The organism is Rhodobacter capsulatus (genome assembly GCF_005144475.1).
In the GTDB taxonomy this organism is placed as follows: Bacteria; Pseudomonadota; Alphaproteobacteria; order Rhodobacterales; family Rhodobacteraceae; genus Rhodobacter; species Rhodobacter capsulatus_C.
Window position 1 is genome coordinate 216,843 of sequence record NZ_SWJZ01000008.1, and the last position, 13,236, is coordinate 230,078.

Here is a 13,236-nt window from a genome sequence, read left to right on the forward strand (position 1 = left end):
CTCGCCCTCCGCGCGCCGCTTTGGCCTTTGTTAGCAACCCCATTGCCCCTTGACCATTACGGATGTGCAGCCGAAGGTGGAGCCATTCCTTATCCAAGAGGCCCCTGATGGCACGGCTCACATCCGCTGGCACAACCACGTTCATCGCCCTTCTCATGAGTTCGACCGCCGTCATGGCCGATGTGACGCCGGAGCAGGTCTGGGAAAGCTGGCAAAAGCAGTATTCCGCCTATGGCTTTACCGTCACCCCCGGCGCGGTCGAGCGCGATGGCGACGTTCTGACGATTTCCGATCTGGTCCTGACGAACGAAAGCACCACCACCATCGGCACCGACAGGCAGGTGTCGAAAACCGTGCTGACCGTGCCCGCGATCCTGCTTGAGGATCTGGGCGACGGCACGGTCGAGGGCACGGTCGAGGGCGAGATCACCGGCGACAACGACACCACCGACGCCACCGGCAAGACCGAGACGGCGAAGATCACGATCGACAAGACCGATGCCAGCGTGGTGATTTCCGGCACGCCCGAGGAAATGTCCTATCTGATCGATGCGCCCGAGATCTCCGCCAGCATCGAGGCCCAACCCTCGACCCCGGGCGCGCAGCCGGCGCTTTTGGGAATGACGCTGACCGGGCTTGCCGGGACGCAGACGATGACCTCGGTCGGCGGTCAGGGCACCAAGGCCGATCTGACGGCCGAGGCGATGGCGCTGACGATGACCGGCAGCGATCCCGAGGATGCGACGACGATCGATGCGACGATCGACATGCAGGATCTGGCGATCAAGGGCGACAGCCTGATGCCCGAAGGCGCCGATGCCGCAGAGCTGGGCGATGCGATCGCCAAGGGGATGCGGACCAACAGCGCACTGAGCTATGGCGCGCTGAGCTACACCATGTCCTCGAAAACGAAGACCGGGCCGGTCAGCCTGTCCGGGTCCGCCGAAAGCGGTCAGGCGATCATCGCCTTCTCGCGTGAGGCGGTGCGGTATTCGGCCACCGGCAGCAAGACCAAGATCGATATCCAGACCACCGACTTCCCGCAGCCGATGTCGGCGACCATCGATCAGGGCGAGATCGACTTTGCCATGCCGCTCAGTGCCAAGGCCGAGCCGCAGCCCTTCACCAGCAAGGTCTCGCTGATCGGGCTGGCGGTCTCGGATCAGGTCTGGAAGATGATCGACCCGACGGAGAAGCTTGTGCATGGCGCGGCGACGCTGATCGTCGATCTGACCGGCACCGGCAAGCCGCTGGTCGATCTGTTCTCGCCGGCCGCGGCCGCCTCGCCGGTGCCGCCGGTGCAGATCGACAGCCTGAACGTGAACCAGCTGCAGCTGACCGCGGCGGGCGCCGAGCTGACCGGCGCGGGCGCGCTGACCTTCGACAATGCGACGGCCACGCCGATCCCGCTGGGGTCGATCGATCTGAAGCTTTCGGGCGCGAACAAGCTGATGGACGGGCTTGTCGCCATGGGCGTGATGCCGCAGGATCAGGTGATGTTCGCCAAGATGATGATGGGCATGTATGCCGTGCCCGCGGGCGAGGATCTGTTCACCTCGAAGATCGAGTTCAAGGAAGACGGCCATATTCTGGCCAATGGCCAGCCGATCAAGTAAGACAGTCCTGCCGAACCAGCGAAACCGCCCGGCCTTCCGGGCGGTTTTCCACAAGGAGAGCCCATGCCCCCCGTTCTTGCCGATCTGACCGATGCCCTGCTTTCCGCCGCCCGCAAGGCCGGGGCCGAGGCGGCCGATGCGATCGCGGTCGATGGCCGCGCCGTCTCGATCGATGTCCGCGGCGGGGCGCTGGAACAGGCGGAACGCTCCGAGGGGCTGGAGATTGGCCTGCGCGTGCTGATCGGCGGGCGTCAGGCCTGTGTTTCGGCCTCGGACATTTCCGCCCGCACGATTGCCGACATGGCCGAACGCGCCGTGGCGATGGCCCGCGAGGCCCCCGCAGACCCGCATGCCGGTCTCGCCGATCCGGCGCAGCTGGCGCGGGGCTGGGATGCCATGGCGCTGGAACTGGCCGATCCGGGCACAGAACCCTCGGCCGCGGCGCTGGAAACCGACGCCCGCGAGGCGGAAGCGGCGGCGATGGCGGTGCAAGGGGTCTCGCAGGTGCAATCGGCCTCGGCCTCGTGGTCGAAACGGCTTTTGCACATGGCGGGCACGAACGGATTTTCCGGCGGCTACGCCCGGACCTCGCGCTCGACCTCGGCGGTGGCGATTGCGGGCGAAGGCGCGGCGATGGAACGCGACTGGGCCTCGGAGGCGCGGATTTTCGGGGCGGATCTGCCTTCGGCCGCGTCGATCGGGCTGCAGGCGGGCGAACGCGCCGTGGCCCGTCTTGGCGCGGTGCAGCCGAAAACCGGGGCCTTCCCCGTGCTGCTGGATGAACGCGTCGCGGCCAGCCTGATCGGCCATCTGCTTTCGGCGATCAACGGCACCGCGATTGCGCGCGGGGCATCCTGGCTGCGCGACGGGTTGAATGCAGACGTGCTGCCCAAGGGCCTCAGCCTGATCGAAGACCCGTTCCGCCGCCGCATTTCCGGCTCGCGTCCCTTCGACGCCGAGGGCCTGCCCCCTGCCCGCCGTGCCATCATCGACGACGGCATGCTGACCGGCTGGGTGCTGGATCTGGCCACGGCGCGCAAGCTGGGGCTGCCGAGCACCGGCAATGCGTCCCGTGGAACATCGACGCCGCCCTCGCCCGCGGCGGGCAATGTGGCGCTGACGCAGGGGACGAAATCGCGCGAGGAGCTGATCCGCGACATGGGCACCGGGCTGCTGGTGACCTCGTTCATCGGCGCGACGATCAACCCGACCACGGGCGATTATTCGCGCGGCGCGGCGGGATATTGGGTCGAAAATGGCCAGATTTCGCATGTGGTGAACGAATGCACCGTGGCCGGAAACCTGCGCGAGATGCTGCGCCGGATCATCCCGGCCAATGATGCGCGCGGCCATCTGAGCCATGTCGTGCCGTCGCTTCTGCTTGAGGGACTGACGATTGCCGGGTCCTGATGCCGCCACCGATCTTGATCTGCTGATCCGCGCCGCCGAGGCCGCGGGCGAATTGGCGCTGCAATACTGGAAACATGCGCCGAAGCAATGGGACAAGGAAGGCGATGCCGGTCCGGTCTCCGAAGCCGATCTGGCGGTGAACGACCTGCTCGCGCATCTTTTGCGCAAGGCGCGGCCCGATTACGGCTGGCTCTCCGAGGAAAGCCAGGACGACGCGGCCCGTCTGTCCTGCCGTCGCCTGTTCGTCGTCGATCCGATCGACGGCACCCGGGCCTTCCTGTCGAACGAGCCGGGCTTCGCCCATGCGATCGCCGTCGTCGAAGACGGCGAGGTTCTGGCGGGCGTCGTGCATCTGCCCGTCTTCGAGGAAACCTATGCCGCGGTGCGCGGCGGCCCGGCGCTGCTCAACGGGCAACCGATCCGCAACACCGACCCGGGGGCGATCGAGGGCTCCAGCCTGCTGGCCTCGAAAGTCTGCGACATCGCCACGAACTGGCGCAGCGAAAGACCTGCCTATCGACGGTTTTTCCGCCCCTCGCTGGCCTGGCGGCTGTGTCTGGTCGCCGAAAGCCGCTTTGACGCCAGCCTGACGGTGCGGCCGACCTGGGAATGGGACGTCGCCGCCGCCAGCCTGATCGCCACCTGTGCAGGCGCGCTGGTGACCGACCGGGCGGGGGCGCCGATCCGCTTCAACACCCCCAGCGCGCAGATCGAGGGGCTTCTGGTCGGCGCCCCGGGATTGCACGCGCAGTACCTCTCGCATTTGCGGCCGCTGGCCGAAGAATCCGGGCGCTGATTACCGGATATAAACCTTCTCTCCCTAGGTTCAGCTTTGGCAAGAATTGCTGAACAAGGGGGAACCCCATGCCAAGGCTTTGGCGAATCGTCCTATTTCTCATGCTTGGCATGTCTGTTCCGCTGCGGTCTGCGCAGGCTTCGGACACAGCGCAGGGCATCTCGGCGACCTGTGAACGGGTTGCGGAATACGCGTCGCAACAAAGCGGTGTTCCCGTTTCGGTGCTGAAGGCGATTTCGCTGACCGAAACCGGCAAGAAGATCGACGGCAAGCTGCGTCCCTGGCCCTGGACCGTGAACATGGAGGGGGCGGGCCACTGGTTCGACACGCTCGACGAAGCCCGCGCCTATGTGTTTCAGGAATTCAAGCGCGGCGCCCGCAGCTTCGACATCGGCTGCTTCCAGATCAATTACAAATGGCACAATGAACATTTCTCCTCGATCGACGAGATGTTCGATCCGAAGGCGAATGCGCTTTACGCCGCCAGCTTCCTTTCTGATCTTTACGCCGAAACCGGCTCGTGGAACGCGGCGGCCGGGGCCTATCATTCGCGCACCAAGGAACATGCCGACCGCTATTCCGCCCGCTTCGCCGAGCTGCGCGAGCGTTTCATGGGCGGCGATGGTGAAGGCGACGTTCTGGCGATGAATGCCGCGCCCGAGGCGATGCCCTATGGCGATATCCCCGAGATCCCCGACATCGTTGCCGCGATGAACGCGCCGATGACGCCGCCGAAACCGCCGCGGGTCAATTCCTATCCGCTGCTGCGGCGCACCGGAACCGTCTCGCCGCCGCTGGGGGGCGCCCCGGGTGCCAGCCTCTTCGCCATTTCTCTCGACAAGACCCAGGTGAACTGATGCCGAAGCTGACCCTTGCGGCGATCTTCCAGCCGACCATTCTGCTGGCCATCGCCCTGATGACCGTGATCGTGATGATGATCCTGCCGGTTCCGGCCTGGGTTCTCGACACCGGCCTGGCGGTGTCCTTCGCGCTGGCCATCCTGATCTTCACCGTCACGCTGTTCATCGAACGTCCGCTGGATTTTTCGGCCTTTCCGACGATCCTTCTGGCCTCGCTGATGCTGCGGCTGTCGCTGAACGTCTCCTCGACCAAGCTGATCATCGGCAACGGCCATACCGGCACCGCCGCCGCCGGTCACGTGATCGAGGGATTTGCCAATTTCATCATGGGCGGCTCGGTGATGATCGGGCTTGTCGTCTTCGGCGTGATCATGATCGTGAACTTCATCGTGATCACCAAGGGCGCGGGCCGGATGGCCGAGGTGGGCGCCCGTTTTGCCCTCGATGCGATGCCCGGCAAGCAGCTGGCGATCGACAGCGACATGAACGCCGGTGCGATCGACCATGCCGAGGCCCGGGCACGGCGCGAGAAGGAACAGGCGGAAACGACCTTCTTCGGCTCGCTTGACGGTGCGTCGAAATTCGTCAAGGGCGATGCCATCGCCGGTCTCTTGATCACGCTCTTGAACCTTGTCGTGGGTCTGGCGATCGGCACGATCGTGCATGACATGCCGCTGGATCGCGCCTTGGAAACCTATGCGATCCTCACCGTCGGCGATGGTCTGACCAGCCAGATCCCGGCCGTGATCATCTCGATCGGCTCGGCAATCCTGCTGTCGCGCGGCGGCACCAAGGGCTCGGCCGATTCCGCCGTGTTCGAGCAGCTGTCGCGCTATCCTTCGGCTCTGGCCACGGTGGCGGCGCTGATGGCGGGCTTCGCCATCTTCCCCGGCCTGCCCTTCGTCCCCTTCATGACGGGCGCGCTCATTCTGGGCGGCACCGCCTTCTTCGTAAGCCGGAAGGCGCAGAAACAGGCCGAGCTGGAGGCGATGAAGATCCCCGAAAGCGCCGAGCCGAAGAAACGCAAGTCGATCGGCGACGTGCTGGATGTCGATGATATTCACGTCGAATTCGCCCCGGATCTGGTGGCGATGGCGCTCGACCCCGCCACCGGGCTGGATGCGCGGATCACCAACATGCGCAACCATGTCGCCGCAAGCTATGGTCTGATCCTGCCGGAAATCCGCCTGACCGACGATGCGACGCTGGATTCGGGCTGCTATCGCATCCGCATTCAGGGGGTCGAACAGGCCAAGGACAGGCTCTTCCCCGACCGGGTTCTGGCGCTGATCACCGACAACCGCGATTTCCTGCCCGATGGCGACGACGTGCGCGAACCGGTCTATGGCGCCCCCGCGCGCTGGCTGCCGCCCGGAAAACAGGAAGATGCCGCGCTGGCCGGGTCCACCGTGGTCGGCCCGACCGAGGTTCTGGCAACCCATCTGCTGGAAGTGATCCGCCGCAACTTCGGCCGCCTGATGACGCTGCGGGCGCTGCGCCGCCTGCTCGAGGAGATGTGCAACCTCTCCGATCCCGCCCGCGCCGATTCGAACCGCCGACTGCTGGACGAGCTGATCCCCGACAAGGTTCCGGTGGATCTGCTGCTGGCCGTGCTGCGTCTGCTGCTGGAAGAACGCGTCTCGATCCGCAACCTGCTGGTGATCGTGGAATCGATCGCGGAAGTGCGCGGCATGCAGTCGCCCGAGGCGATCTGCGAACATGTCCGCCAGCGGCTCGGTTTCCAGCTCGTGGCGGAATACCGCCGCGACGATGGCACGCTGCCGCTGCTGCAACTGGCCCCGGAATGGGAAGAGACGTTCTCGGCCTTCCAGGTTGCAGGCGACCGCGGTCAGACCGATGTCGCGCTGCCGCCCGACAAGTTCAACCGTCTGGCGAACAATGTCGCGGAACGGATCGCACGGGCGGGCGAATCGGGGATTTTCCCGGCCATCGTCACCTCCACCCGGCGGCGGCGGTTCCTCAAGACGGTTCTGGGCGCCAAGGGCATCCTGGCCCCCGTGCTCAGCTTCGAGGAAATCGGCCTTGATGCCCGGCCCTCGATGGTTGGCGTGGTGCAGGCATGATCGAGGATCTTGCCACCCTGATGCAATCGACCCGGGATCTGCTCTGGGTCGGTTTCATCGTCTTCCTGCGCGTCGGCGGCACGATGGCGGTAATGCCCGCTTTCGGCGAAATGATGGTGCCGACCCGGGTGAAACTGGGCCTCACCTTCGCCTTTACCCTGATCGTGATGCCGGGCGCCCTGCCCTTCGTGAAGGCGCCCGACACCAGCCTGCCCGTGGCGGTCTGGATGTTCGCGGAAATCGTCATCGGGCTGTTCATCGGCCTGATGCTCCGGCTTTTCGTTCTGTGCTTGCAGATTGCGGGCACGATCGCGGCACAATCCACCTCGCTGTCGCAGCTCTTTGGCGGCACGACGGGCGAACCCCAGCCCGCGGTGGGTGAATTGCTCGTTCTGGCCGGTCTGGCGATTTCGGTGCATCTGGGTCTGCATGTGAAGGTGACCGAGATCTTCCTCGGCTCCTATCAGGCGCTGCCGCCCGGGGCCTTTCCCGATGCCGATCTGTTCCGGCAATGGGGCCTTGGCGGCATTTCGCGCGCCTTTGCGCTCGGCTTTTCGATTGCCGCGCCCTTCGTGATCGCCGGTCTGATTTACAACGTCGCGCTGGGTGCGATCAACCGCGCGATGCCGCAGCTGATGGTGTCGATGATCGGCGCCCCGGCGCAGACGCTTGGCGGCCTCGCGCTGCTGATGATCGCGCTTCCGACCGGTCTTGTGGTCTGGAGTGATGCCTTCGACGCCTTTCTGGCCAACCCCTTCGAGGTGCTTCGATGAGCGAGGAAGACGACAGCTCAAAGGAATTCGACCCAACTCCGCAGAAAATCGAGCAGGCCCGAAAACAGGGCGATCTGGTCAAATCCGCCGAAGTGACCGTCGCCGCGGTCTATGCGGCTTTCGTGATCACCGCCCTCGCCTTCGGAAAAAGCTCGCTCGAAAGCTTTGGCAGCTGGGCGAGCGTGCTGATCGATCAAGCCGAGTCGATTTCGGTGCAGCTTCTGGGCGGCGGCACCGTGGTTGCCGGCAGCATTCTGGGCCGCGTCGCCTTGTCGATTGCGCCCTGGGTGCTGTTGCCGGGGGTGCTGGTTCTGGGGGCACTCATGGCGCAACGCGCCATCGTCTTCGCCCCGGAAAAGCTGATGCCGAAGTTCAACCGCATCGATCCGATCGCGAATTTCAAACAGAAATTCGGACGAACCGGTCTGTTCGAATTCGCGAAAAGCTTCGTGAAGCTGGTGGTGATCTCGATCATCCTGGGCAACTTCATCCTGCGGGAACTGCCGGGCATCTTGCTCAGCCAGCAATTCGAGGCGCCGGTGGTCGCGGTCCGCTTTCCTGAATTGATCGTCGAATTCCTGTTGCTGATGCTACTTCTTGCGGGTGTGATCGCCGCAATCGACTATCTGTGGCAAAGGTTCGAATTCCTGCGGCGCAACAAGATGACGCGCAAGGAACTCACCGACGAGATGAAGCAGTCGGAAGGCGATCCCCATATCAAGGCGCAACGGCGCCAGAAAGCGATCGAAATCGCGACGAAGCAGATGATTTCCGATGTCGCCAAGGCCGATGTGGTGATCGTGAACCCGACCCACTATGCGGTCGCGCTGAAATGGGAACGCGGCGCGAAACGCGCGCCCGTCTGTGTGGCGAAGGGTGTCGATGAAGTCGCCGCGCGCATTCGCGAGGTTGCGGCCGAAGCCGGGGTTCCGATCCATTCCGATCCGCCGACGGCCCGGGCACTTTATGCGGCGGTCGACATCGGTCAGGAAATTCATCCGGATCACTATCGCCCCGTCGCGGCTGCGATTCGCTTCGCAGAAAAAATGCGCCGTCGGTCCCGGGAACGGGGGGCACGGACATGAAACGGAAGGATCTCGAGTCGCTGAACGATATCGCCTCGATGATTCGCGATCGCGAAATGGCGACACTGGCACGGCTGAACCAGCATCGGTTGCGCCTGGAGACGGAACGGACGTCGATAACGCAAGACATGCATGCGGCCAGGCGCGAGGGTGCCGACAATCTGATGTTGGCGCAGGCCGCCGAAACCTACGCCAAATGGGGTCAGATGCGGCAGGCACAGATCGAAGACAACCTTGCGCAACTGCAGCCCTTGATCGAAGCGCAACGGCAGCGCACGGCGGCGGCGACGGGTCGGCATCGAAATCTGGGGGAAATTGGCAAGAAAATGCTGGCAGAGCAGCTGATCGCCAAGGAAAAACGGCTCTGACCCCGCCCGGGCGGGCCAGGTCAGAGCCTGCTGCAACCACATTTATCTGAGCTGGCTGAGCGCCTGGCAGAGCTGATCGAGATCATCAAGCGTCCGGTAGCGGATCGACAGCCGCCCACCCTCGGCGCCATCGTGATCGATGCTGACGCTCATCCCGATCGTCGCGGAAAGATCCGCTTCCAGCGCCCGGGTGTCGGCATCTTTCTCTCGCGGCGGTCTTGACGCGGGCTTCGAGGCGGCGCCTGACATTCCGGGTGTCTCGTCTTTCGCCAGCCGCTCGACATCTCGCACCGACAGGCCCTTGGCGATCGTCTCCTTGGCCAGCCGAACCGGATCGGGCGCCGTCACCAAAGCACGCGCATGCCCGGCGGTCAGCTTGCCGTCGCGCAGGAAATCCTGGACCTCGTCGGGAAGATTGAGCAAACGCAACAAGTTGGCAATATGGCTGCGACTTTTGGAAAGCGCCTCGGCAAGCTTTTCCTGAGTATGGCCGAAGCGATCCATCAGCTGCCGATAGCCCATCGCTTCTTCCAGCGGATTCAGATCGGCGCGCTGGATATTCTCGATGATCGCGACTTCCAGCACTTCGGTATCGGTGAAATCGCGCAGGATGACCGGCAGTTCATGCAACTTTGCCAGCTGCGCCGCACGCCATCGGCGTTCCCCGGCAACGATTTCGAAGCTGTCTTCCCCCTTCGGGTGCTTGCGCACGATCAAAGGCTGAATGATGCCCTTTTCGGCAATCGACGCGCGCAATTCTTCCAGAGCCTCGGGCGCAAAAGTGCGCCGGGGCTGATCCGGGTTCGGAACGATCTTTTCGATCGGAACAAGCATATCCCTGCGCCGCGGCGCAACCTCGGCTTCGGCAGTGGGGATCTGAACATCCGCCATCAGCGCCGACAAGCCCCGGCCCAGGCCCCGACGCTCGGGTTTTCTCTCGTTCATGCCCTGGCCTTTCGTTCTTGTGTCGCATGGAGGTCAAGCAGTTCTGCCGCGAGGGATCGATACGCTTCCGCGCCCTTCGACCCTGCGTCATAGCTCAAGACAGGCAAGGCATACGACGGCGCTTCGGAGATTCGGACGTTGCGCGGAATCATCGTCCGGAACACAAGCTCACCCAGAGTCGCGCGCGCATCGGCTTCCACCTGCTGCGACAGGTTATTGCGCACATCATACATGGTCAGCACCACGCCCTCGATCCGCAGATCGCGATTCGCGGTCTGGCGCACTTCCCGGATTGTCAGCATCAGTTGCGACAACCCCTCAAGCGCGAAGAACTCTGCCTGCAGCGGCACCAAAACCGATTGCGCCGCAACCATCGCGTTGACGGTCAGCAGATTGAGCGAGGGCGGGCAATCGATCAGGACATAATCGAGCCGAAACTGGTCGATATCGGTTTGACGCAGCGCATCATGCAGAAGAAAGGTGCGCTTTTCGGACGAAACAAGCTCCATATCCGCAGAGGACAGGTCCGTCGTCGCGGGCGAGATCAACAGCCCGTCAAAGTCGGTTTTCTGCACGACCTCTGACAGCGGCGCCTCTCCGAACAGCAGGTCATAGGTGCTGAACTTGCGATCTGCCGCCTCGACACCAAGGCCCGTCGACGCGTTCCCTTGCGGATCAAGATCAACCAACAGCACCCGGCACCCGCGCTCGGCCATCGCAGCAGCGAGGTTGATCGCAGTGGTCGTTTTGCCAACGCCCCCCTTCTGGTTCGCGATGGCAATGATTCTTGGTTGTGTCGGTCGAATGGGATCAGGCACGGTGCAACCCCTTGATTTTCAGAACGACGGACTCCGGATCCGTGGCACTGGGTTTCGGTTCGAAGTCAAAGGACCATTTCTGCTGCGCCTGCGCAACCTCTTCGCGCCAGCGATTTCCTTTCGGAAAAAGAGCGATGCCCGCGGGTGACAGATGACGCTCCGCATAGCTCAGCAACATTTCAAGCGGTGCCAAGGCTCGCGCCGACAAGACATCCGCTGCGAGCGGGTCAAGGGACTCGATGCGGCGGTCCGCTACTTCCGCGAAAAGACCCAGATCTCGGACGGAATTGAGAAGAAAAGCGGCTTTGCGTTTGTCGCTTTCGACGAGAGTCAGCCGCATATCGGGAAATCGCTCTTTTGCCAGAACGCCGACCACGAGGCCTGGAAATCCCCCGCCACTTCCCAGATCAGCCCAGTGCTGCGGAGCTTGCGCGACAGATTGAAGGATCTGGGCAGAATCCAGAAAATGACGTGTCCAGATTTCCGCAAGCGTCCGCGGAGAAACCAGATTGATGGCCGGGTTCCACTTTTTCAGCAACGCTTCCAGGCGCTCGAGGCGCTCAATTGTTTCACGTGAAACATCAACCAGATCTGCGAAAGCTTCGGGGCCTGTCATTTCCGCTCGGCCCTTTTGTCCTGCCGAAGTCGCGCAAGAATCAAGGACAACGCTGCGGGGGTCGCGCCGTCGACCTGACTCGCTTGATGCAATGTTCGGGGCGAAGCAGACCTGAACTTCGTTTTCAGCTCATTCGACAGCCCGGACAACGCGTTATAATCGAAATCAGCGGGAATCTCCCAATTCTCGTCCCGGCGCATGGCCTCAACATCTCGCTGCTGCCGCAAGATGTAGTTTGCATAAAGCGCCTCGTTCGAGAGCTGCGTTGCGATATCGGCCGAGATCCCGTGCAGCTCGGGAAAATCTTTCCGAAGCGTTTCGAAGCTGATCTCCGGAAACGCGAGCAACTGATACGCCGACCGTTTCACCCCATCCTGATTGAGTGCAAGCCCAAGCGAAATCGCCTGCGTCGGCGTCAGAACGATATTGTCCAGAATGCCCTTTCCAGCCGCCATCTTTTCCATCTTTTCGGCAAAAGCGCGATGCCGTGTCTCTCCGACGCAGCCGATCTCGAATCCGCGCGGCGTGAGACGTTGGTCCGCATTGTCCGCGCGCAGGAAAAGTCGAAATTCGGCGCGAGAGGTGAACATGCGATAAGGCTCACTGACGCCCCTGCTCACCAGATCGTCAATCATCACACCGATGTACGAATCGGTCCTGCTGAAAGTCACGGGATCGCGCTGCAATGATTTGCTGGCCGCGTTCAGCCCCGCAACCATCCCCTGTGCCGCGGCTTCCTCGTAACCGGTCGTGCCATTGATCTGACCGGCAAGGAACAAGCCGTCCTGGTCGCGCAATTCAAGCGTCAGCTTCAGCGCCCTCGGGTCCACGTAATCATATTCGATCGCATATCCCGGCTGCAAGATCCGGGCGTTTTCCAGACCACGGATCGATCGGACATATCTTTCTTGCACATCCGCGGGCAAAGACGTCGAGATGCCATTCGGATAAACGGTATCGTCGTCCAACCCTTCCGGCTCAAGAAAGACCTGATGCGAGGTTTTATCCGCGAACCGGACAACCTTGTCCTCGATGGACGGACAGTAACGCGGTCCGACCCCCTCGATATGCCCGCCATACATGGCTGACCGCTGCAGGTTGTCGCGAATCACCTCATGCGTCGATTCGTTCGTATGAGTGATGCCGCAAGCGATCTGCCGCACGAAAGGGCCCGAACTGAGAAAACTCAGCATCACCGGATCTTCATCGCCAGGTTGCTTTTCCAGGCTATCCCAGTCGATGCTTCGGCCATCAAGACGCGGTGGTGTCCCGGTTTTCAGGCGACCGACCGCGGGCGCGATCTCGCGCAGCCTTTGCGACAACGGAACCGAGGGGCGATCGCCCACCCGTCCCCCCGGAGACTGCTGATCACCGATATGGATCACGCCGTTCAGGAAGGTCCCCGTCGTCAACACGACGGCCGGCGCAAGGATCTCGGACCCGTCCATCAACCGCACCCCAGTTATGGCCGTTCCGGTCAGAAGCAGGTCGGTCACTTCGCCTTCAACCACATCCAAAAGCGGCTGCGTCGCGCAAAATTCGGCGATTGCCATACGATAGAGCTTGCGATCGGCCTGCGTTCGCGGTCCCTGCACCGCAGGCCCCTTGCGGCGGTTCAAAAGCCGAAACTGGATACCGGCACGATCGGCAGCCTTGCCCATCACACCATCCATCGCGTCGACTTCCCGCACCAGATGCCCCTTTCCCAAGCCGCCAATGGCCGGGTTGCAGGACATCACGCCAATCGCTGCGCGCCGCATCGTCACAAGCGCGGTTCGGGCCCCAAGCCGGGCCGAGGCATGGGCGGCCTCGGTTCCGGCGTGCCCCCCTCCGACAACGATGACGTCAAAATGTTTCACGTGAAA

At 63.0% G+C, this 13,236-nt stretch carries 12 protein-coding genes; 8 read left to right on the forward strand and 4 right to left on the reverse strand.

The genetic code is table 11. From position 1 onward, the window contains the following. The first annotated feature begins 107 nt into the window (after positions 1 to 107). From FBT96_RS02255 to FBT96_RS02290, 8 genes are all read left to right on the forward strand, one after another. Positions 108 to 1,616: a DUF2125 domain-containing protein gene (locus FBT96_RS02255; protein WP_169583128.1), complete on the forward strand. Its 1,509-nt coding sequence runs from the start codon at positions 108 to 110 to the stop codon at positions 1,614 to 1,616. Between the two features lie 63 nt (positions 1,617 to 1,679). Beyond that, positions 1,680 to 3,026, forward strand: coding sequence for a TldD/PmbA family protein (locus FBT96_RS02260; RefSeq protein ID WP_136904765.1), 1,347 nt, complete (start codon positions 1,680 to 1,682; stop codon positions 3,024 to 3,026). After that, positions 3,013 to 3,822, forward strand: coding sequence for a 3'(2'),5'-bisphosphate nucleotidase CysQ (locus FBT96_RS02265; RefSeq protein WP_136904766.1), 810 nt, complete (start codon positions 3,013 to 3,015; stop codon positions 3,820 to 3,822). Before FBT96_RS02260 ends, FBT96_RS02265 begins: the two co-directional genes overlap by 14 nt. A 110-nt stretch (positions 3,823 to 3,932) precedes the next feature. Further along, positions 3,933 to 4,679, forward strand: coding sequence for a transglycosylase SLT domain-containing protein (locus tag FBT96_RS02270; protein WP_249306200.1), 747 nt, complete (start codon positions 3,933 to 3,935; stop codon positions 4,677 to 4,679). Further along, a complete protein-coding gene (gene flhA / locus FBT96_RS02275) occupies positions 4,679 to 6,766 on the forward strand; it encodes a flagellar biosynthesis protein FlhA (RefSeq protein ID WP_136904768.1) in 2,088 nt (695 codons plus the stop codon). Before FBT96_RS02270 ends, flhA begins: the two co-directional genes overlap by 1 nt. Beyond that, positions 6,763 to 7,539: a flagellar biosynthetic protein FliR gene (locus FBT96_RS02280; protein WP_136904769.1), complete on the forward strand. Its 777-nt coding sequence runs from the start codon at positions 6,763 to 6,765 to the stop codon at positions 7,537 to 7,539. The genes flhA and FBT96_RS02280 overlap by 4 nt, the downstream gene beginning before the upstream one ends. Beyond that, a complete protein-coding gene (gene flhB / locus FBT96_RS02285) occupies positions 7,536 to 8,624 on the forward strand; it encodes a flagellar type III secretion system protein FlhB (RefSeq protein WP_136904770.1) in 1,089 nt (362 codons plus the stop codon). Before FBT96_RS02280 ends, flhB begins: the two co-directional genes overlap by 4 nt. Further along, entirely contained in the window at positions 8,621 to 8,992 is a 372-nt protein-coding gene (locus FBT96_RS02290) for a hypothetical protein (protein ID WP_136904771.1), read from the forward strand. The genes flhB and FBT96_RS02290 overlap by 4 nt, the downstream gene beginning before the upstream one ends. Before the next feature lie 42 nt (positions 8,993 to 9,034). Here FBT96_RS02290 and FBT96_RS02295 read toward each other — a convergent pair whose 3' ends face one another. The 4 genes from FBT96_RS02295 to mnmG are packed head-to-tail and all read right to left on the reverse strand — an operon-like array spanning position 9,035 to position 13,230. After that, entirely contained in the window at positions 9,035 to 9,937 is a 903-nt protein-coding gene (locus FBT96_RS02295; protein ID WP_136904772.1) for a ParB/RepB/Spo0J family partition protein, read from the reverse strand. Beyond that, entirely contained in the window at positions 9,934 to 10,755 is an 822-nt protein-coding gene (locus tag FBT96_RS02300) for a ParA family protein (protein WP_136904773.1), read from the reverse strand. The genes FBT96_RS02295 and FBT96_RS02300 overlap by 4 nt, the downstream gene beginning before the upstream one ends. After that, positions 10,748 to 11,371, reverse strand: coding sequence for a 16S rRNA (guanine(527)-N(7))-methyltransferase RsmG (rsmG, locus tag FBT96_RS02305; protein WP_136904774.1), 624 nt, complete (start codon positions 11,369 to 11,371; stop codon positions 10,748 to 10,750). The genes FBT96_RS02300 and rsmG overlap by 8 nt, the downstream gene beginning before the upstream one ends. After that, positions 11,368 to 13,230 carry a tRNA uridine-5-carboxymethylaminomethyl(34) synthesis enzyme MnmG gene (mnmG, locus tag FBT96_RS02310; RefSeq protein WP_136904775.1) on the reverse strand — a complete coding sequence of 621 codons (1,863 nt, stop codon included), beginning with the start codon at positions 13,228 to 13,230 and terminating at the stop codon, positions 11,368 to 11,370. The genes rsmG and mnmG overlap by 4 nt, the downstream gene beginning before the upstream one ends. Positions 13,231 to 13,236: the final 6 nt, after the last annotated feature.

What these genes read in the sequence shown, in the direction of transcription:
- flhB (WP_136904770.1), top strand. Translation starts at nt 7,536, where the DNA reads ATGAGCGAGGAAGACGACAGCTCAAAGGAATTCGACCCAACTCCGCAG.
- FBT96_RS02280 (WP_136904769.1), top strand. Translation starts at nt 6,763, where the DNA reads ATGATCGAGGATCTTGCCACCCTGATGCAATCGACCCGGGATCTGCTC.
- FBT96_RS02290 (WP_136904771.1), top strand. Translation starts at nt 8,621, where the DNA reads ATGAAACGGAAGGATCTCGAGTCGCTGAACGATATCGCCTCGATGATT.
- rsmG (WP_136904774.1), bottom strand. Translation starts at nt 11,371, where the DNA reads ATGACAGGCCCCGAAGCTTTCGCAGATCTGGTTGATGTTTCACGTGAA.
- flhA (WP_136904768.1), top strand. Translation starts at nt 4,679, where the DNA reads ATGCCGAAGCTGACCCTTGCGGCGATCTTCCAGCCGACCATTCTGCTG.
- FBT96_RS02295 (WP_136904772.1), bottom strand. Translation starts at nt 9,937, where the DNA reads ATGAACGAGAGAAAACCCGAGCGTCGGGGCCTGGGCCGGGGCTTGTCG.
- FBT96_RS02270 (WP_249306200.1), top strand. Translation starts at nt 3,933, where the DNA reads ATGTCTGTTCCGCTGCGGTCTGCGCAGGCTTCGGACACAGCGCAGGGC.
- FBT96_RS02260 (WP_136904765.1), top strand. Translation starts at nt 1,680, where the DNA reads ATGCCCCCCGTTCTTGCCGATCTGACCGATGCCCTGCTTTCCGCCGCC.
- FBT96_RS02255 (WP_169583128.1), top strand. Translation starts at nt 108, where the DNA reads ATGGCACGGCTCACATCCGCTGGCACAACCACGTTCATCGCCCTTCTC.